This window comes from Phycisphaerales bacterium AB-hyl4 (assembly GCA_041821185.1).
In the GTDB taxonomy this organism is placed as follows: Bacteria; Planctomycetota; Phycisphaerae; order Phycisphaerales; family Phycisphaeraceae; genus Natronomicrosphaera; species Natronomicrosphaera hydrolytica.
This window is the reverse complement of record JBGUBD010000015.1, coordinates 65363-85625: the sequence shown is the minus strand read 5'-3', so window position 1 is coordinate 85625 and position 20263 is coordinate 65363. Positions and strand designations below refer to the sequence as shown.

The 20263-nt window shown below is 60.9% G+C and carries 16 protein-coding genes, 1 tRNA gene and 2 pseudogenes; 10 read left to right on the top strand and 9 right to left on the bottom strand.

Translation table 11 applies throughout. From position 1 onward, the window contains the following. The 4 genes from ACERK3_17760 to ACERK3_17745 all read left to right on the top strand — a co-directional run. On the top strand, positions 1-397 hold a 397-nt coding region (locus ACERK3_17760; protein ID MFA9480121.1), incomplete at its 5' end, for a type III restriction endonuclease subunit R. Positions 398-1109: 712 nt separating this feature from the next. Next, complete coding sequence (locus ACERK3_17755) at positions 1110-2210, top strand: efflux RND transporter periplasmic adaptor subunit (protein MFA9480120.1); 1101 nt, start codon at positions 1110-1112, stop codon at positions 2208-2210. Positions 2211-2366: 156 nt separating this feature from the next. Further along, on the top strand, positions 2367-5456 hold the full coding sequence (locus tag ACERK3_17750) for an efflux RND transporter permease subunit (GenBank protein MFA9480119.1): 3090 nt from the start codon (positions 2367-2369) through the stop codon (positions 5454-5456). Beyond that, positions 5453-6934, top strand: coding sequence for a TolC family protein (locus ACERK3_17745; GenBank protein ID MFA9480118.1), 1482 nt, complete (start codon positions 5453-5455; stop codon positions 6932-6934). Before ACERK3_17750 ends, ACERK3_17745 begins: the two co-directional genes overlap by 4 nt. 416 nt (positions 6935-7350) lie before the next feature. Here ACERK3_17745 and ACERK3_17740 read toward each other — a convergent pair whose 3' ends face one another. Next, positions 7351-7680: a DUF4011 domain-containing protein gene (locus tag ACERK3_17740; protein MFA9480117.1), complete on the bottom strand. Its 330-nt coding sequence runs from the start codon at positions 7678-7680 to the stop codon at positions 7351-7353. Between ACERK3_17740 and ACERK3_17735 the strand changes: the two genes are divergently transcribed. Continuing rightward, positions 7646-7846 carry a hypothetical protein gene (locus ACERK3_17735; protein MFA9480116.1) on the top strand — a complete coding sequence of 67 codons (201 nt, stop codon included), beginning with the start codon at positions 7646-7648 and terminating at the stop codon, positions 7844-7846. The two genes, ACERK3_17740 and ACERK3_17735, sit on opposite strands and share 35 nt — an antisense overlap. Before the next feature lie 120 nt (positions 7847-7966). On the opposite strand, the gene ACERK3_17730 is transcribed toward ACERK3_17735, so the two are convergent. The 3 genes from ACERK3_17730 to ACERK3_17720 form a co-directional block, all read right to left on the bottom strand. Next, positions 7967-11557, bottom strand: coding sequence for a fibronectin type III domain-containing protein (locus ACERK3_17730; protein ID MFA9480115.1), 3591 nt, complete (start codon positions 11555-11557; stop codon positions 7967-7969). Between the two features lie 12 nt (positions 11558-11569). Next, positions 11570-12256: a type II secretion system protein gene (locus ACERK3_17725; GenBank protein MFA9480114.1), complete on the bottom strand. Its 687-nt coding sequence runs from the start codon at positions 12254-12256 to the stop codon at positions 11570-11572. Between the two features lie 218 nt (positions 12257-12474). Beyond that, positions 12475-13686 (bottom strand): LacI family DNA-binding transcriptional regulator, encoded by a 1212-nt coding sequence (locus tag ACERK3_17720; GenBank protein ID MFA9480113.1) that lies wholly within the window; start codon positions 13684-13686, stop codon positions 12475-12477. A gap of 524 nt (positions 13687-14210) precedes the next feature. Between ACERK3_17720 and ACERK3_17715 the strand changes: the two genes are divergently transcribed. From ACERK3_17715 to ACERK3_17695, 5 genes and pseudogenes are all read left to right on the top strand, one after another. After that, positions 14211-14501, top strand: coding sequence for a hypothetical protein (locus ACERK3_17715; protein MFA9480112.1), 291 nt, complete (start codon positions 14211-14213; stop codon positions 14499-14501). A 6-nt stretch (positions 14502-14507) separates the two neighbouring features. Further along, a pseudogene (locus tag ACERK3_17710) lies at positions 14508-14783 on the top strand (phage head-tail connector protein). A gap of 125 nt (positions 14784-14908) precedes the next feature. Further along, positions 14909-15355 (top strand): hypothetical protein, encoded by a 447-nt coding sequence (locus ACERK3_17705; GenBank protein ID MFA9480111.1) that lies wholly within the window; start codon positions 14909-14911, stop codon positions 15353-15355. A gap of 20 nt (positions 15356-15375) precedes the next feature. After that, entirely contained in the window at positions 15376-15762 is a 387-nt protein-coding gene (locus ACERK3_17700) for a sigma-70 family RNA polymerase sigma factor (GenBank protein ID MFA9480110.1), read from the top strand. Between the two features lie 14 nt (positions 15763-15776). After that, a pseudogene (locus ACERK3_17695) lies at positions 15777-15977 on the top strand (hypothetical protein). Positions 15978-16023: 46 nt separating this feature from the next. Here the strand turns inward: ACERK3_17695 and ACERK3_17690 are convergent. The 5 genes from ACERK3_17690 to ACERK3_17670 all read right to left on the bottom strand — a co-directional run bounded on the left by ACERK3_17690 (position 16024) and on the right by ACERK3_17670 (position 20156). After that, entirely contained in the window at positions 16024-16869 is an 846-nt protein-coding gene (locus tag ACERK3_17690) for a PEP-CTERM sorting domain-containing protein (GenBank protein ID MFA9480109.1), read from the bottom strand. Positions 16870-17353: 484 nt separating this feature from the next. Further along, positions 17354-17426: transfer RNA gene (locus tag ACERK3_17685), tRNA-Ala, on the bottom strand. A 71-nt stretch (positions 17427-17497) separates the two neighbouring features. Then, entirely contained in the window at positions 17498-18964 is a 1467-nt protein-coding gene (locus ACERK3_17680; protein MFA9480108.1) for an MFS transporter, read from the bottom strand. 39 nt (positions 18965-19003) lie between these two features. Next, entirely contained in the window at positions 19004-19237 is a 234-nt protein-coding gene (locus ACERK3_17675) for a hypothetical protein (protein MFA9480107.1), read from the bottom strand. Positions 19238-19343: 106 nt separating this feature from the next. After that, on the bottom strand, positions 19344-20156 hold the full coding sequence (locus tag ACERK3_17670) for an SDR family oxidoreductase (GenBank protein ID MFA9480106.1): 813 nt from the start codon (positions 20154-20156) through the stop codon (positions 19344-19346). Positions 20157-20263: the final 107 nt, after the last annotated feature.

The following is a 20263-nucleotide window of genomic DNA, read 5'->3' as shown; positions in this document are numbered from 1 at the left end:
TCTAACGGCTGAAATGGAACGGGGCGGCTTCAAGTTCTGGTATCGCAACCCCGACCGCCCCAGCCAGGATTCGCTGGGCATTTCCTATGCCGATGGTGACGATACGAAAATCGTCAGGCCGGATTTCATTTTCTTCGCGGAGCAGGATGGCCAGATTGTGGCGGACATCATTGACCCGCATGGCTTCCACTTGGCCGACGCCTTACCTAAATTGCAAGGCTTGGCGTGCTACGCCGAAACCCATTCGCAGATTTACCGCCGCATCGAGGCCGTCGCGGAAACAGGCGGCAAGCTGCGCGTATTGGATTTGACCAGCGCCGATGTTCGCCAAGCGGTTGTCGGTGCGACGAATGCGGAGGCGCTCTACAAGAGCGCGGTGGCGGGTGATTATACGTAACAAATGAGCATTGCGTCCGCTACCATGCGTGATGGATTCCAGATCATGGGGGGGGGGGGCGAGGGGGGGGGCACCACGCCGTGGATGTCATAATACCCTAACGGGCAGGTCTTTATGGCGAGGAGCACGCTCCCGTGCGTCTCAGAAGCCGTTGATGTAGCGGTCGACGTTTAGGTTGCCAACCTGAAGGTTGATCTCGCACACCTCTTCAGTTTTCGATGTTCGTACTTGGGGGGAGGGGTTGCAATGGGTTCTTAAGCAGCCTGCCGGATTCGCCCCCACGCTGCGTGGCGTAGCGTGTTCCGGAGTACGTCACGAGCCCCCCGCTAGATGTCTCTCAACGGGCCACATAGGCTGGGTTTGAACAAGTTCACAATACCCCGCCGCCTTCCCTGTAGTTGCCGCTGGAAGGCACGGCGGCGAAGGTCAAGGGGGCCAAGGTATGGAGACCACCAACCCGTGGCTCGTTGTGATGACTGGATGAATCCGGTCGGCGGGGTCGGGCGTACCCTTACGATTCGTCGGCGCGGTTCTGCTTCGCCGGCATGTTGAGGTTCGCGCAATGGGCGTGTGGACCGGCCGTGTGTGAACCTTAGAGGATTTGAGTATGAGGCGACGATGGCGATACGCATCCCTGGTCGGCGTACTTGTGCTGGCCTTGGGAGCGGGGTGGGTTGTGTACGGTCGTTCGGTCGGCGAAGGACACGGTCCTTTGTCGAGCGATACCAACGCTGTCGCGGTTGAGGTTGTGGCGGTTGAGCATGGCCCGATCCGTGACACCTCGACGTTCGCGAGCAATCTTGTGGCGCGGGCGCGCTTCGATGTAGCGCCCAAGATATCCGGTCGATTGGAGCGGATGGAGGTCGACATCGGCGACACCGTCGAGCGCGACGAGGTGGTCGCGTGGCTGGACGAGGGCGACTTCGCCCAGCATGTGGAAGAGGCCAAGGCGGAGTTGGCCGTTGCTCAAGCGAATCTGGAGGAGGCACGCAGTTCGCTGGACACCGCTGACCGCGAGCATCGGCGCGTGCGTTCGTTGCGCGAGCAGGATGTGGCCTCGGATGCGGAGATGGATGCTTCGCGTTCGCAGTATCAGACCAACCAGGCGCGATTGCGGGTGGCCGAGGCGCAGGTGAGCCAGCGGGAAGCGGCGTTGCGTGCGGCGGAGGTTCGGCTGGATGACACGAAAGTTCGCGCGACGTGGCCGGACAATGGTCATCAGCAGCCGCGTGTCGTGGCGCAGCGTTTTGTCGATGAGGGGGCGATGCTTTCGGCAAACACGGCGGTCGTGAGCGTGGTCGAACTGACGGCGTTGCGGGCTGTGTTTTTTGTGACGGAGCGGGACTATCAACGGCTGTCGGTGGGCCAGACGGCCGAGGTGCGGGTGGATTCGCTACCGGACGAAGTGTTTGCGGGCGCGGTGACGCGATTGTCGCCGGTGTTTCGCGAGACCTCGCGCCAGGCCGAAGTGGTGGTGGAGGTGGCGAACGACGAGCGCGTGCTCAACCCGGGCATGTTCGCGCGGGTGGAACTTGAGTTTGACCAAGCGTCGGAGGCGACGCTCGTGCCTCGTTCGGCGCTACTGCGGCGTGACGATCGGCAGGGCGTATTCGTGACGACAGACCGTGAGTCGGTGCGTTTTGTGCCGATTGAGACGGGCATTGAGGCCAACGGATTGGTTCAGGTGATCGAGCCGGCGGACCTGAATGGTGAAGTTGTCGTGCTGGGCCAGCATCTGGTGCGTGACGGCAGCCCGATCCTTGTGGTCGATGACGATCTGATGGCCGGGGTGGCCGCGACTGCGGCACGTTGACTTACGCTTGACAGTGTTTCGTTGCATGTCGTGCCATGAGTTGTGAGCAGCGGCGCAGGGCATGGTTGTGCGCATGTGGCAGAAGGATGATTGTGTTGTTTCATTCCAAGCGGCGGTCGAGCGCTGACGCCATGGAGTCGGGAGCGTTTTGTTCGTATGCGATTAACGGAAGAAAGCGTCGCCCGGCCGCTGTTCACCACGATGGTTGTGTTGATCGTGGTGATTCTGGGCGCGGTGTCGCTGTCGCGGCTGCCGATCGACTTGATGCCGGATGTCACGTATCCGACGCTGACGGTTTCGACATCGTATGGCGACGTCAGTCCGGAAGAGATCGAACAACTCATAACCCGTCACGTTGAGGAAGCAGTGGCGGCGATCCCGGGCGTGGAGCGGATCAGTTCGATGTCGTCGGAAGGCAACAGCACGGTGCGCGTGACGTTTGCCTGGGGGATGGACCTTGACGCGGCGGCGGCGGACATTCGTGACAGCCTTGATCGCATCGTCAATGATCTACCGGAGGATGCGGGTCGGCCGCAGTTGCGCAAGTTTGACGTCTCGCAGTTTCCGATCGTCATACTCGGCGCGATCGGGCCGGACGATCCGGTGGAGATGCGGCTGCTGATCGACAATCAGGTCCGTCAGCGCATCGAGCGTATTCCCGGCGTTGCGGCGGTGAACCGCTGGGGCGGGTTGAATCGTGAGATCCAGGTTAACGTGGATCAGGACAAGATGCGTGCGCTGGGCCTCACGCTGGACGACGCGGTGCAGGCGGTGCGCGCGGCGAATGTGAATGTGCCCGCCGGCTCGATCGAGCGTGATCAATTCGAGATCACGCTGCGAACGCCGGGCGAGTTTGCGAGTGTTGACGAGTTGCGCAACACGGTCGTGGATCTGCGCGACGGCGCCCCGATCTACCTCAGCCAAGTGGCGAATGTGGAGGATACGCACGCGCGCTGGGCACGGTACATTCGCATCAATGATGAGCCGGGCGTTCGGCTGGCGATCCGCAAGCAGCCGGACCGCAACACAGTCCAGGTTGCCCGCGCGGTGCAGCGGGAGGTGGAGCGGATCAACCGCGACATTCCACAGATCACGCTCGTGCCGATGGTGGACACGTCACAGTTCATCGAACGCTCGATCAACAACGTCAGTCGTTCGGTGATCTTCGGCGGCTCGCTGGCGGTGCTGATGCTGCTGTTTTTTCTTCGAAGCATTCGCAGCACGCTGGTAATCGCGGTGGCGATTCCCATTTCGGTGATCGGGACCTTTTCGCTGATCTACCTGGCGGGCTTCACGCTCAATCTAATGACGCTCGGCGGACTGGCGCTGGGGGTGGGCATGATGGTCGACAGTTCGATCGTGGTACTCGAAAACATCTACCGCTTGCGTGAGCAAGGGTTGGGCATGCGCGAAGCGGCGGTGAAGGGGGCACAGCAGGTGACGCCGGCCATTGTGGCGAGCACGATTACGACGCTGATCATTTTCCTGCCGTTGATTTTCCTGCAAGGTGTGAGCGGGGTGATGTTTCAGCAACTCGGTTACGTGGTGAGCTTCGCGCTGGTGTGTGCGTTGTTCGTGGCACTGACGCTGGTGCCGATGCTCTCGGCCCGGCTGTTGACCAAGGCACACCAGGGTGTGGAAGGGACGACAGCGGGCTGGGGACGACGGGCGTATATCGCCAGCGGTCAGATTTTCGAGGCGACGGAGCAACGGTACCGTCGCCTGCTGGATGCGGCGTTGAAGCGTCGGCTCGTATGGCTGGGCGGAATCGCGGTGGCGTTTGCGAGCTGCCTTCTGCTGCTGCCGCAGATCGGTTCGGAGTTCATGCCGAGCACGGACGAAGGCGAGGTTCGCATCACGGCCGAGATGGAGGTGGGCACGCGACTGGACGTGGTCGATCGGCAGTCGCGGCGGATTGAAGCCATCCTCCGACGGGAAGTGCCGGAGATCGAGCACATGGTCGTCAGCGTAGGTGCGGGTTCGTCGACATGGCGGCCCGGGGCGACGATCACCAGCGACATCACGCTCACACTCGCGCCTGCTGCGCAGCGGACTCGAACAAGCGAACAGATTGCAACAGACCTTCAGCCGGCACTGGCGCACATTCCCGGCACGCAAGTGCGGGCCCGGCCGGGGCAGGGGTTGTTCGTGCTGCGCGCGGGTGCGGGCGATGACGCGGACAACCTCGAAATCGAGGTGCGTGGCTGGGACTTGAACATTCTCGATGAACTGGGCACGGAAGTGGTTCGCCGAATCGCTGTCGTGGACGGCTTGACGGATGTGCAGTTCACGCGCGAAGAGGGCGTGCCGCAGGAGCTGTTCCGTATCGACCGCGCTCGTGCGGCGGATTTGAATCTGAGCGTGGACCAGATCGGCCGCGTGCTGGAGGCGGCGATCGGGGGCGTGAACGCCGGTGATTTTCGCGATGGCGGTGATGAGCATCAGATTCGTGTTCGACTCGCGAATGCCGAGCACATGGCCATGCACGAATTGCTCGATCTGACATTGGCCAACGGGCGTGGTGAACAGATCATTCTGGGCAACGTGGTGACCACCCAGAGCACACGTGGCCCGACGGTGATCGACCGCCGGGACCAGCAGCGGATTGCTTCGGTGACGGCCGGCGTGACCGGCCGCGATCTGGGGTCAATCGTGGCCGACGTGCAGGAGCAGCTGCGCGGTCTGCCGTTGCCACCGGACTACGAGGTGGTTATCGCGGGCGACTACGAAGAGCAGCAACGCGCGTTCTACGAACTGCTTTTCGCCCTGCTGCTGGCGTTGCTGCTGGTGTACATGGTGCTGGTGTGTTTGTACGAGTCGTTGCGCGATCCGCTGGTGGTCATGTTTACCGTGCCGATGGCCGCGATCGGGGTGGTGGTCATGCTGCTGTTGACGGGCACGACATTCAATGTGCAGACGTTCATCGGCTGTATCATGCTCGCCGGGATCGTAGTGAACAACGCGATTCTAATTGTCGATCAGGCGACGCGACTGCACAGCGAGGGGATGTCGCCTCGCGAAGCGGTGCGTGAAGCGGGACGGCGACGTTTTCGACCGATCCTGATGACCTCGTTGACCACGGCGCTGGCACTGTCACCGTTAGCGCTGGGGTGGGGCGAAGGCGCCGAAGCGCAGGCTCCGATGGCGCGGGCGGTGATTGGCGGGCTGTTGAGCGCGTCGATCATCACGCTGGTGCTGATCCCGGTCGTGTACACGCTGGTGCATCGCGAGGCGAGGCCGGCATGACGCGGACCTTTCTGACATGGGCGGCGGTGTGGCTGATGACGGGGAGCTTGGCGTGGGGGCGCGATGGCGAGGGGGAGGGTGATGTGCTCACGCTGTCGGTTGAGCAGGCGGTGGTGCTGGCGGTGCAGCACAACCGGGCGCTACGCGTGGAGCAGCTTCAGCCGAGCATTGTCGGACAGTTTGAGCGAATCGAACGGGCGTCGTATGACCCCCTTCTGCTGATGGAGGTGGCGTATGGCCGATCTGCCGTACGGACCGGTGACGACGGTAATATCGATCGCGCGTCGCAGTTGCTGCTGGACGCTCGCATCCTTCAGCGTGTGCCCACGGGCACGGTGTTGGAACTGGAAGCGCAGCATGAACGGTTGTCGCCGGACGGTGAGCCGACCGAACACGTGGCGCGTGTCGGGCTGACGGTGACACAGGCACTGCTGCGTGGGGCGAGCGTCGGGGCGAATCTGGTGGACATTCGGCAGGCCCGGCTGGAGACGCAGATCAGTCAGTACGAACTGTATGGTTTTGTCGAATCGCTGGTGGCCGAGGTTGAGCAGACGTACTGGCAACTGGTATTGCTGAAGCGACAGATCGAGTTGGTGGGGCATGCGCTGGAGGTGGCTCGCACGCAAGAGGATCACGTCGAACGGCGGATCGCCGCTGGGGCGCTGGCGCGGACAGAATTGGCTGCGGCGCGGGCGGAGGTGGCGTTACGTGAGGAGGCGTTAATCGTTGCGGAGGCGGCGGCGCAGGTTGAGCGGCTTGCGTTTCTACGACTGGTGAATCCGCCCGGCGGGCCGAGTTGGGATCGGCCGGTGCGGTTGTTGGATGAGCCAGAACCGTTGCTGAAGACACTGGATGAGGCTTCGGCGCACGCGGCGTTGGCGGTGCAATTGCGGGCTGATCTGAACGAAGCCCACTTGCGTCTGGAGCAGGGGCGGCTGGAAGTACGGCGGACGCGCAATGGGTTATTGCCCCGGTTGGACCTGTTCGCGAGCCTGGGGCAGACCGGCCACGCCGACACGTTGGGTCGGTCGTGGCGCGAGGTGGATGGTAGCCGAAGCTACGACATGACGGTGGGGGCGCGTTTCGAGCAGGCCCTGGGCAATCGCGAGGCCCGGGCACGGTACGAGGTTGCCCGTGCCAGCCGGCGGCAAGCAGCCGAGGCGGTCGCGAACGTGCGGCAGATTGTCGAACTTGATGTGCGGCTCGCGCACCTGGAAGTGCAGCGAGCACAGGAGCAGATTACGGCGACACGGGCGACACGGGCATTGCGTGAGGCGACGTTGCGGGCGGAGCAGGCGAAATTCGCGGCAGGTTCGTCAACGGTGCTGCTGGTCGCGCAGGCGCAGCGTGATCTGCTGGAAAGTCAGATCGCGGAAGTGCAGGCGATGGTGGAGCATCGGCAGGCCGTGATTGAACTTTATCGGCTTGATGGTTCGCTGTTGCAACGTCGCGGCGTCAACGTGCGTATGGCCGAGTGAACGAGGCACACAGAACGCGAATCAGCTGCGGGCGCGCATTCCGCGATTGTTCGGGTTGCGCCATAACAGATGGTCGAAGATGGTGAAGCGTTAACCCCAGCATTGAGTCTTCATCATGTACATCTCGCGACGTGATCCGATGGACCTGAACCAGTGGAATCGCCGAAGTAGTGATCGACGTTTAGGTCGTTAATGTGACGGCCGACTTGCTAACCCCCCCCTCGGCTGGCGCTCTCTGCTCTGGATCACGGATCTTGTAGTGGCTGTATGCGTATTAAGCTGCCCGTTGAATTTCTCCCCACACGGCGTTTCGTAGCGTGTGCTGAAGCACGTCACGAGCCTCCGCTACTTTACCGATCACAGCAGCCTCGGCACCCGCCTCATCGGTAGGGTACTGATGCGTAGGATCGGCATGTTCACAGGTCAGCCCGAGCCTGTGATTGGGCCGAAAATCGGCACGAGTAGCTTTCCACCCCCTCTCGTGGTACCGAGAATGCGGGTAAAGGGCTTTCATTTGAAACGATTGACGTGTCGTCGTGTTCCTGACCTGGTTCGCCATCGCCTCCTCTTCTAGGATCCGCAATTGTCAGATGGCGTCTGTGTGTTCCCGTATCAGTTGCACCGGCACCAGGAACAGGGGGGGCGGAGAACTTCGTGTCGCTGTTGGGCGACTCGTAGTATTCGAGAAGGCCGCAGGCGAGGAACAGCGTGTTGACGCCCTGTTCGGTTTCCGGGGGGCCGGGCATTGAACCAGAGTCGGTAGAGGCGGTTGGCCAGTTCCTTGTCGGCACGGTCCGTCAGCAGATGGAATGGTTGCAACGCATTGGACGCGCGGCAGGCCGCCAGCACCTGCTGCTCGCTGGGGCCGTTCGCCTCCTCTGGCACTTCATCGTCATCCTGCAGGTCCAATAGTGGCGGCAGTAGTGAAGGATCGTCGTCCTCCAGGTCAAGCAGATCGCGTCGCCATGGGAACAGCATGGTCTTCCCATCGCAGCATTGTGCTTTGCACGCGAATCATGCTCCTGCGCTATTTCATCGACTGTTGATTCGGCCATCCAGCGGACGGAACGCTGGTTCATTCGTCAGCAGCAACACGTCGTAGCGAACCTCCTCATGCAGATTTTCCAGACTCAGCGTATGTTCGCCGGCAGGAAGTTCCAGCGAAACCAGATTCGACTCGCCCGGCCACGCCCATGTCCACGCCTGCTCAGCAAGCGGCTCGCCCGGTGAAAGCATCTCATCCGCAACGTCCACATCAGCTTGATCCACAAGTGTTGTGATGCGATCACCATTCAGAAGCACATGGATACGCTGCTGTGCACCCTCCCCACGCTCTCCGTCACCGCGTTGCAGATAACGTAGCCACAGGTAATAATCACCATCGTTCGGCACGTCGATCTGCCATGTGGCGCTGTTCTGCTTGGGCTCCTGGGGGACAACAAAAGCTTCGCTTCGCAGACCGCCTGCCTCGGACCGCTCGAACGAGCCTTCCAGTTCTGCATCGACAAATGACAATTCGATCTCGAACTCGTCCACCTCGCGCCGCGGCGTGCGCGCCTCAGCGAACACCGGCTCACTCTGATTCCGCTGGCGATCCACCGCCGTCACCGCATAGTAATACGGCGTGTCAGCACGAAGTCCCCAGTCAAATAGCTCCGCTTCCGTTGGCGAACCGATCAGTTGCTGCTGTGAAAGCTCATCGAAAGGCTGTGTCGCTGCATACACCTGGTAATGCGACACCGCAGGATCATCCGATTCCTGCCATGTCAGATGATGCGTCCGCGAACGTACGCTTTGAACCTCAAGCGACGTTGGCGCAGCGGGCGGTGTCGCATGTTCCGGCCGCAGCCCCTGCGGTTCGAACGTACTGTCGCTGCTCAGGCAGATGAGGTCAAGCCCCGCGCCGCGATCCTCTGTCGCCAGATTCAGCGTCACATTGCCCGCCGCCAGCTCTACCTCGCCGACATGCACCCACATCCAGCGATCGGAATCGGTTGAGACTTCCAGCGTATCGCCTTGAATCTGCAGCGCCCATCGCGCCTCGGACGTGTCGTCGCTGCGCACACGCGCCCAAAGCTGATATCGCCCATCGGCCGGCACGCGCGCCCGGAGGCTCGCTTCGCCACGTTCCGCATCCGGATGCCGGTAGATGTAGTACCAATCCGATGCGTCGCGGACATCACGCCCAGTCGCCAAACCCGGCTTATCGGTTGTGTACAGATCCCACAGTGCCTCTTCAGCTTCCACATATACAGTCACAGGCTCATCGATCACTGAAGGCAAATCGATGCCCGCCCGCGCCGCTTCCATCGAATACCCGCTTTCCAGCCCGGAATGCTCAAGTGCACTGACCACGTAGTAGTAAGTCTCACCCGCCTGGATGGATTCATCGCGCCAACACGTTCCGTCCACCGGTTCAGGCGTCAGCAGTTCGTAACCATCGCCGCTTCGCTGGCTGCGGTACACCAGGTAACCGCGTGTTTCACGGCTATACTCCGATGGCTCCCATGAAAGAAGGACCGCATCACCATCCGTCTGCCAATCCAATTCGCGTGGCGGACGCGGACGAGCCATAACCGCCACATACGTGCGAAACCGCCCGGTCATGTTCGACGCGGTGTGAATCTTAGTGGCGTCCGGACTCTGCATGGAAAAATCACCGCCGGCATAATAGCCATTGAATTGATGATGCGTGTTGAACACCGGCTGGGCGGTTCCGTCCGTATAAATTTGGTAAACGATGTTGGCATGCTCCGGCTTTGTGAAGCGCCGAAAATGCCACCCCCGCACCCAGCCGATATAAAATCGCGGGTGCTTCACCCAGTTCACGTGATAGTTGGTCCCGTCAGCTGAAAGGCGGATGGTATCAATGACCTCACCCTCGCGCACGTCGATCAGAGCGGTTGATGTACCATCGCGCGACATGTACCGGCCGTCGGGTGAATGGGCCTCATGGCCGTGCGTGAGCATCGGGTAGTAAAGGTAGATCTCGAACAGCTCGTCCAGATCATCGCTTTTGTGAATACGGTACTTGTCCCACTCAGGTCCTTGCGGCCAATGGATGTTGCCGTCCCTGAACGCGCGCAGGTACTCTCGTTCACCGGCAAGCGGCGCGATGACGTAATCGATCTCACCGGTTTCGCGGTCGATTAGCATGCCGGTGCGCACCATGATGATGGGCCCAAACTTGTCATGCTCCTCGACAGCCTTGCCCCGCGGACTGCCGCGGAACATCAGGTCGTCGATCTGATCACGCGGCGGCACGGCGTTGCCGTCTGCGTCCAGACCACCGGGGCGCCCGTCATACATCTGGATATGGGGAATTGGATTCTCCGGCAGGTCGTATGGCAGCCAGATGCCCCCGTTAGGTGTGTCCACGAAAACATACCGGTTGTCCGATGTCAGGCCATAAGAACGTTCACGCGGGTATGCCTCCCACTCGGCCAGCAATCGGTTTTCACCGGTGCGGGCGTTCGCTTCATGCAAAGCCCCGCCCCCACTGGGACGATAGAAAAAGATGTCCGGATTCTGGCGATCCCAGATCGGGCGATATCCAACGGTATGCTCCAGCAGACGTGAATAATCCGCATTGAACAGCGGACGCCGATTGGCGTCTTCAAACGGCCGACGTCCTCGGGTGAAAAGCAGCGAGGCATCGGCGTTCCACGCCGGCCAAACCGAAGCGGTGCCCGAGTGTTCGGTCACCGGCGAATTGTCGAGCATCCACACCTCAGAGCCGTGATCCTGATCTTCAAAGATAATGCGATGATTCAATATCCCCCCCTCACGATACAGCAGGTCATATGGCTTGTGACCATGCCGCTGCAGGAGCGCGTCAAGCCCCTGGGGCGTTTCGGCACCACCCGCGTAGATCCGTGCTGGGGTCCCAGCCAATTCCTCCGGCCCGCCAATGGCCAAAACCGAGCTGCCGCTGCCGCTGATGAATCGCACAGCCAATACGTTCGCCCCCGGCCCCAGCGTCACGTCGGCAGTGTGATCGGTGTACAAAGGTGGCCAGTAATCATTGCCATGCTCAAGCGTGCTGACAATCTGCTCACCGTTTAACCACGCCTGCAACCACCAGTCGCCACCCATCCCCAATGTCACATCGCGCTGGGTATCAGCTTCGATCTCCAGAAACGCGTAAGCGGTATTACCCGCCTTCACTTCCCCGAACAGCGGTGCAAAATCAAATATCCCGCTGTCAGTTACAACGAACTGCCCTTCAATCGTGCGACCGTTCACCTCGATCGACTCGGGAATCTGCTCAAGCGTTTCGCGATCCGGCACAGGATCATCCCGGTCAAGAGTCACAAACACCCGCCATTGATCGGGCATCTGAATCTCACCTCGAACCTCGTTGGCCGTCAACACGTTGACGGTCAAAGCCAACATCATGCCTAACCCAATCGCCAGTTTCGTGTTCTTCGTATGCACCTTCATGAATTTACCCTTCAACCAATTAAATTTGAGAATGTTGTGCCCAGTCACTGCTACCTGATGCGGCATCTCACGGCTCATCCGCGCGCCAGCCCTCCGGGCTACCTTCGAGGCAGCAGAACGAGCGGAGACAACCCACCTTAATTCAACCGAAGCGCGCCCAGTTGACGGGGAGGGGTTCACTCATCAGAAATCTTAATTTCGTCCGCGTAGTTCGTTGGTCCAGGGCATCGAATCCCAATTACGATCGGGGAACCTCATTTCTTCGTGTGGCAGGCCTCTGGCGTGGCCATCGAGAAACACAACATTATTGCGATCATTGTGCGGGTAAACCAAGCGGTGCGTGGTCACCGTGCCGTGAAGAATATCTGGCTGCGCATGGCTCTCGTCGACGGGCTGGTGAAACCATACTGGCGTCAGTTCGCCCATGCTGCCATCCATAAAGTTGAACGTCTCGCTGGGGCGGTAGAAGTCGGTCAACCGAAAACCACCGGTATGACTGGTCCAAATATTCATGGAATAGGTGACGTTCCAAATGTATTGTGTGGCAAATCCAGTTGCCTGAATTCGTGGGCAGGTCAGTATGGTATCTTCATCCCATATTTCTTCTAAGAAGCCAAGGTATAGGAGCATGCCGGAGTTGGTATCACGCCAGCGCTGCTGGGGAAACTGTTCATCATAATCATTGGTATACATTACCCGCGCGAGACCGACCTGCCGCAGGTTAGAGAGGCACTGGATGTTATGGGCCGATTGCCTTGCTGAACTCAGCGCCGGCAGCAAAATACTGATTAGGATCGCAATGATTGAAATGACGACAAGGAGTTCGATTAATGTAAACGCGCGATCGACTTTCGTAAGATTGCTGGAAATGGTGGGCATGTCGCTGTTCCTTACATCGGAGTAGATGGGTCATCGAACCTAGGTAGATAGATTGAGGCCTTAGTTAACAGGGGCGGTTTCCACGGGCGGCCTCCTATCGTAAAAGAGGTTTGTGGTGCGTAAAACTGACAGGACGTTAGAACGATCACCTTTGACGCAACCGTAATCCACATCTGACGCGGTCATCATTCCTGAGCGGGTGTCTGATAAAATGGAACTCACACAAACGCCGCCTGCATCATGCTGATTTCCTGCTGTGCGGCACCGCGTATGCCATCGGCAGTTTGCGATGCACCACAACTCTGGCCGAGTACCAGTTTGCCGACGACGTCCCGCCGAATCGGCTTCTCTATCTGTTCCAAAACAAGCGACTTGGCAATTTCGGCCGCGGCTTGTCCCATTTCATAGCGAGGTAAATAAGTCCAAGTCATTGGTGGCTGCAGCGACGGGGCGGTAAATGGATCATCGAATCCGACCACGGCCACATCATCGGGAACACGATAGCCATGAGCTTGCAGCTTTTTAAGTGCCGCGTGGCCGGCGTGATTGACATCCGCCACTACCGCATCGCCAATCCGGCCAGCCCGCACTATCTCCTGTGCCGCTTGTTGCCAGGGCGGCAAATCGAGGAAATGCTTACAACGAATCGTCAGCGTCGGATCGTACGTCAGGCCCGCCTCTTCCAGTGCATCGAGGTAGCCGAGGAATCCAACTTCAGCCAGCGGATCGTTGGTGTCTCGTCCCCAAAAACCAATCCGTCGCCGACCTTGGCGAATCAGATGCAATGTTGCATCGTGCATTGCTTCCCGACGACGAAAGCGTACCTCGCTGAAACGATCGTCATTCATCTGCCAGTAATACGTGATCACTTTCACCCCCTCCTCCGCCAATCGCTGAAGCAATGGGCGAAGTTCGGGAATCATACACATGACAACATCAAAACTAGCCGCGATGCGGGCGACATTCTCTTCCAGTTGTTCGTTCGACATCGGATACTTCAACCCTACCGTCTGCACGCCGAGCAGTGTGGATTGAAGTGTCTGGTGCACACCGGCCAAGAATTCCTGATGCACATAGACAATATGCGGATGCGGAACCAATTCCGCCCACGGGGGCAGGAGAACAGCAACATGGCCGAGCCTCCCGGAGAAACGGTTTGCAAACGTGCCGCGACCACGCTCCTGCCGTACCAGCCCCCGCGAGGCCAATTCGGCGTAGGCACGACTGATCGTCATCGGATGTGTACCCAACGCTTGCGCCAACTGGCGATGCGTGGGGAAGCGAGCCTCCGGCGGAATCTTGTTCATCCGGAATAGGGTCTCGGCTTGAGAGGCGATCTGGCGATGCACGGCGTCCTTTGCGAGAACATCAATCACCAGATGGTCACATAGCATTTCTGTGACCGACGTATTTGACGACATTGAACGCATATGCCCATCATACCCAAAAGCGTAGTCAAGTAAAGATAGGCGTATGTATTTGGTGGTTTTGAAGCGAGGTGCATGGCGGCGTCCGCTATCTAGATATGCTTATAAATCTAGAATTTACAACAAATTTACGTTAGAAAATGATTCAGCAGGATGCATCTGGAAATGTGACCCTTTCCGAATTCTGATTCAGAAATCGTGTCGGCAACTGGTAGAGCTGGCGCACAGCCGCTGACGCCCCCGGTGAGCGGGGGTACGCCCCAATTGTTGAGGATGGCATCTCGATGTTGGGGCTCTTCGGAGAAATCCGTGGGTGGTTGGCGGGCCTCGTTGTGAGGTCGATCGTGTTTTTCGCCTCGCCGCTCCTTCGGTTCGGGCGAGAGCGATGAGCTTCGCCAAGGCCGTGGACATGGTGACGAGCTAACCGCCTTCTCTCGCTGGCGTGCGTATCGCGCCAACGGTTCAGGCTGGCGGTGGGCAACCGCCGCCAGTCTTTTAAGCCCCCTCACACTTGAGGAACCAGCATCATGAAGATCAAGTTTCAACGCCCCCAACTGATCGGCCGACGCAGTTACCGCGCTGGCGACATCATCGAGAAACCCGACGCCGAGGCCGTGCGGCTGATCGAGGCCGGCTTTGCAGTGCCCGCCGTTGAAGGTAACGCGCTCGAAACGGCCATCGACCCCGCCGCCGGCCAGGTCGAAACCCGCACGGATGAGCCCGAGCAGCAGCCGGAGCAGACCGAGCCCGAGCAGCCCGCCGGTGAGCCCGAGCAGGATAAGCCCCGCAGAGGCCGACCCCGCAAGCAGAAAGAATAACGACCGATGCCGTATGGCCTTGAAATCCTGACCGCCCCCGACGCGCCGGTGGTGTCGCTTGAAGAAGTAAAGCGGCACATTCACCTCGATGGTGTGGACGTCCACGACCAACTGCTCGAGCGGCTGGTGCAGGTTGCCACCGAGTACGTGCAGGAGCAGACGGGGCAGCAGCTTTTCACCGCATCGTATCGCATGACGCTTGACCGCTTCCCGCAGGGTAGCGAGCCCATCCGTGTGCCCCGACCACCGTTGAAGCGTGTGGTAGAAATCAAATATACCCGCCCTGACGGTGTGCTCATCGGAGCGTTTCAAGGGGGAACATCGAACCAATCCTCGCTCACGCTGGACGGTATGAAGGTGTACTTTGATTACGGCCGCTCGCCCGGCCGTATCGTGCCCGATCGGGTGTGGCCAGCAACCGCGCGGCAACCCGACGCGTCGAGGGCATGCCCCGCGACCAGCGAGGCCGCGCCAGCCCGCCGCAGCCGCGGGAGAGCCCCGGCGACAGCTTCTGGGCGGTCATCACCGGCCGGAGCATCGAAGGCGATCGGTTTAGCTGGCAGCGTGCAACCCCGGACGGCAAAGGGGGCCTCGTCATCGAGCCCAGCCCCGGGGGCCAACTGAATGCCATTGAACTGAACGACTCGCGCGAAGTGTCGACGATGGCACGCGTAAGGATGCATCGCATCGGGCGCGATGAGGCCGGTAACCCGCGTTATGGCTTCGTTGCACCGGCGAAGCAGGAGTGGCAGCCGGTGCCCAACCATGACCACCGCGACAACCACAACGGGGGCTTCGCGTTCAGCGTCTACCACCCAGGCACGGACCTGCCCCAGCAGCCTTACGCCCTGTAACCACGTCGAGCATACGCCGCATGATCGCCACCGCACCCACACGACGACGCATCCGCCGCACACGCGAGCAGGTCGACCACGAGGCCGAGTTATGGCGACGCTACACACATCGGCGAACGCTGACCAACCGCAACGCTTTGGTGGCCTGTTACAAGCGCTTCGCGTGGCACCTGATCCGCCAGTATGAACAAGGCGGACACCTGCCCCCGCAACTGACCGGCGACGACGTGTCCGGGGCCGTCATGGCCGCGCTGGTGTGGTGCGTTGAGCGCTTCAGGCCCAACAGCGGAGCAGTCTTTACCACGTTCGCCCGTCGCCGATTGCAAGGGGCCATCATCGACGAACAACGCCGCTGGGGGGGGCGCTGGATGGATATAGCCGGCAGTGTGGCCGGCTGGCACACCTGACGAGCTACGACGCCATGCTCGACCGATACGGCGACGAGCAGACCAACGCCCACCCGCGCGAGGTGCTGACCGATGAGCAGGCCCACGAGGCCGCCGGCTTCATCGACGGCATGGACACCATCGAGGCCGTGGTGGCGATGCTACCGCCCCAGCGTCGCCTGATGATGCGATTGCGTTACGTGCATGGCATGTACATGGGGGAGATTGGCCGACGGCTGGGAGTGTGCGAGGCCCGCGTGTCGCAGATGCACACAAACGCGATCAAGCTGTTGCGGGGCCGGCTACGCGAGCAGGTCGTGGCCGTGGCCGTCGCCACAGCATCGCCATCCCGCTCAGGCCCAGCAGCGCCAGCGACCCCGGTTCGGGCACTGCGCGGATGTCATGGATGGTGAGGTAGCCCGGATCATCGCTGTAGTTGCCGCCTTGGATTCGTAGAAGCATTGCGTCGACACTTGTCCAGTCCGCTTCCGTGCCGGACCCACTACCTCCGAACTCGCCGAACATCAGATCGACGATAAGGTGGTCGGCCGCGACTTTTGAGGGAATTGGCATGACTCTTACGCCAACCGCCTCGCCGTCTTCACCCGTGGTCCAGACCATGGAACTCAGGTTTAAATGATACGGGTCTTCAGCGCTGGTCCTCGACCATCCTAGGTCGCCTGAAAAGCTCAACGTTACGCGAATACGATCATTGCGGCCGCCGCCCGTCAGGTCGATGCCAAGTTCGCCCTCATTCCCCCAGTCGGCACCGCCGCTGTAGAGCAGCCAGCCCATACCGATGAAGTTCCCAGGTTGGACGTCAAATCGGAGCGCATCATCGACGGCGGGATCGAGGGTGGCTGCGAAGTCCGCATCATGGAACAACTGAATGCTGCGAACGCCGCCAAGGACATGCTCGCCCGGGAGGCCGTCGTGGACTTCGGAATAGGGCTCTTCGGCACCTTCCGGCGACCAAGTGCCGTGCGGCGCGTTGAGCATGCCCTGCGTGAAGTCGTCGATTACCACCGCTTGCGCATCGCCGACGGCTGCACCAGTAACAAGTCCCGCCAAGGTAATGGCCAATTTTCGTGACGTCATCATGTATTTCCTATCCGCTTCAAAGCCCATGAACACACTAAACCCCCGGCTGATGTACCAGCGTATGAGCCGAGGTTACATGGTCAAAACCCCCGGAACAGATCAAACTAACGGGCAGATGAAGTGGGATGACCCACGCGTAATAGATTAATGGACCACATGGACATGAGCAATCATGACGGTGAAATTCTTCATTCATAAGCGCTGGCCTTGCCTGCCCCGGCCCCCGCCGCACATGACGACCTCGAGCACACGCCGGCAAAGTGTGCTCGGCTTCGCGGTGTGCCGGGGGATCGCATCGCAGGCCCACGCCCCGGGCAGGCAGTGTGCCCGGGGAGCACATGAGTAGCAGGCGGCCCGCACCCCCTTGTACCCCCTGAGCACAGCCCGCCGAACCTTGTACCCCCTGAAAACTTTCCCGCAGGGGGTACAAATGGGGGTACAGAAGGCAGGGGGTACATACTCAGGACATAAGAAAACCCCGCAAATATTGTGATTTACGGGGTTTATAAAGTGGAGCCGAAGGGGATCGAACCCTCAACCTCTGCATTGCGAACGCAGCGCTCTCCCAATTGAGCTACGGCCCCAACCGGTCGAGATCGACTCGACCATTTGAGCCAAGCATTGTGTCGTCGTCGTCGCTGGAAGTCAAGCAGGCTCAGTCGGTGGCGTCGGCTCGCTGCTGCAGGCCGCGAAGGAGCAGCAGCAACAGCAGGGCGGGGGCTCCGGCGATGACGGTAAGGAGGAAGAACGGGCCATAGCCGAAGTCTTCGACCAGACCGCCGGAGTAGGCGCCGAGGTAGGCGCCGACGATGCGCATGAGGCTGGTGAGCAGGGCGAACTGGAAGGCGGAGAAACGTTTGTCACAGAGGCTCATCAGAAAGCCGAGGAAGCCGGCGGTGACCAGGCCCAGGGCGAAGCTGTCGATGAGCGAAACGGTGAACATCATCGCCCGGCCGCCGTCGAGTTCGTAGAGCAGCCAGTAGCCGGCGTTGGTGAGGGCCATTGCTGCGCCGAAGATCAGCAGTGAGCGGATCAGGCCGAGCTTGACGACGAGCGCCCCGCCGATGAACGCGCCGAGGATGGACAGCGCGATGCTGGCCGACTCGGCAATGCCGACGTCGGTTTCGCTGAAGTTCATTTCCTGCAGCAGCAGCGTCATGCGCATCGTGCGTGCGAGCTCTTCGGGCAGCCGGAACAGGGCCACGACCAGGAGCACTGCGGGCACCTGCCAGCCGAAGCGTCGGATGAACTCGACGACGGGGCGATAGACCGCCTCGATCAGCGACGCTGGCCGACTCGCCGCGCCGCTCGGCTCGGGGCCGAGCAGCGACGCAGCGACGCCGACGAGCATCAGCCCGGCCATGGCCATGTACACGCCCGGCCACCCCAGCCAGGGGGCGAGCATGAGCGTGCCGCCGCTGGTGATGATCATGGCAGTGCGGTAGGCGGCGACCCACACGGCCGCGCCAGCGGCGACCTCGTCGGCGGCGAGGATGTCTGTCCGATAAGCATCGCCGACCACGTCCTGCATCGCGCTGAACGTTGCCAGCAGCAGCGCCATCGCCGCCAGCAGCCAGAGGTGGGGCGAGATGCCCGCCGCCGCGTCGAAGCCGAGCCATCCGAGTATGGGGGCGAGCACATCGCGGACCGCGCCCCCGGCGGGCTCGACCTGCTCGCGCGGCAGCAGCGATTCAATCGTCACCTCGGCAAGCTCGGCTTCGCCCATGGCGGCGTTGTCGGTTGGCGCGGGTCGGTCGGCGACGTTGGGGCCGATCACCGCCATGCCCAGCAGTGTGAGCATGATGAGCGTTTGTGTAATCAGCAGCCAGCCTCGCCGCCTGCCGAGCATCGGCGGCACGTAGCGGTCCATCAGCGGGGCGACGACGAACTTGAACGCGTAGGGCATGACGGCCAGGCTGAACAGCCCGATCGTCGCCGGCCGAATGCCCGCCACACTCAACCAGGCCAGGAGCGTGGCGCTCGACAGCAGCAGCGGCAGCCCGCCGGCGAAGCCGAGGCCCGCCAACGCGAGCATGCGTCGATTGAAGTAGACATCGACCACGCGTCGCCAGCTGGGGCGCGATGGCGTATCGTTGTCATTCGAGGCAAGGGACGGTGTCACCTGTCACTTATCGGCCAATGATGGGCGATGGCCGCAGTGTCAGCGGCGACGAAGGTATGACCACGTGCTGATAGACCCGGCGACAAACCCGATCAGCAGCATCAGTGTCAGTAGCAGCGCCCGCGGCATTGCCGGCGTCGTCCAGAAGAAAATCTGAGTCTCAACACGATCCAGGTTCTGCATGATCAGCACGATTCCCAGCGCAAGCAGGACAGCGGCTACTGCAATCTTGACTTTGGTTGCGGTGGAGAAGCGAGATGTTGCTTCCGGCATGGCCAGACCCCTCTCTACAATGGTTCACGTCGCCTGCAAGCTACAGGGCGATGGGGCCCGCGTCCAGTTTTGCCCGCATCGGTGCGGGGTTCCTTACGCGATGCGATCATCGCACTTTCTCATGCAGCGGCTGCACCTGCAGCAGCGGCACGTAGCAATAACGCGGCTGTGTCATGCACCAGAGCACCGCTTCGGCAATGCACTCACTGACGAGCATCTCGCCTTGCGATTCGAGCTTGCGTTCCTCTTCCGGTGACTCGGGATTGATGTCCGCGCCGGTCGAGCCGGGCTCAATAAGCGTGACGTAGATATCTTCGTTCTGCACCTTGCGGGCGAGCGACTCGCTGAAGCCGCGAATGGCGGTCTTGGTGGCGACGTAGATATCGGAGTCGGGGCCTTGCCCTTTAGCACTGAGCGAACCGATGTTGATGATTCGGCCGGCGTGCTGCTCGCGCAGCCGCGACAGGGCGCGTTGAGCGCAGGCGAGGTAGCCGATCAGGTTGGTTTCAATCACCTGTCGGTATGCGTCGGGCGAGGCGTCGTCGATGCTGCCGGCGCCGATGCCGGCGTTGTTGATGAGGATGTCCAGGCCGCCGAACTGCTGGTCGATGGTCTGGAAGACGCGGTCGACGTCGGCTTCGCGGGTGACGTCGGCGGTGAGGCCGACGACTCGGTCTTCGCAGTCGCGCATGGTTTCGATGGCGTCGTTGAGTTCGCGTTCGTGTCGGCCGAAGATGAGCACTTTTGCGCCAAGGCTGGCCAGCAGCAGGGCGGTGCTTCGGCCGATGCCGGTCGTGCCGCCAGTGATGATCACGCGCTTGCCCGCGATGGTGGCGGGCTCATACTTCCAGGCGTCCGGGCGATGGTGGGTCAGTGTCAGCATGGTTTCGTCCTCGCGGTTGAAGGTTGGCTCCTTCATCAGCGTAGGCGCGCAAAAAACGACCCGCGCGGGGTGGCGCGGGTCGTGTGAAGGAGTGTCGGATTCCGCGGATTTGTCAGGCTCATCCACGGGTTTATTGGGAGAAA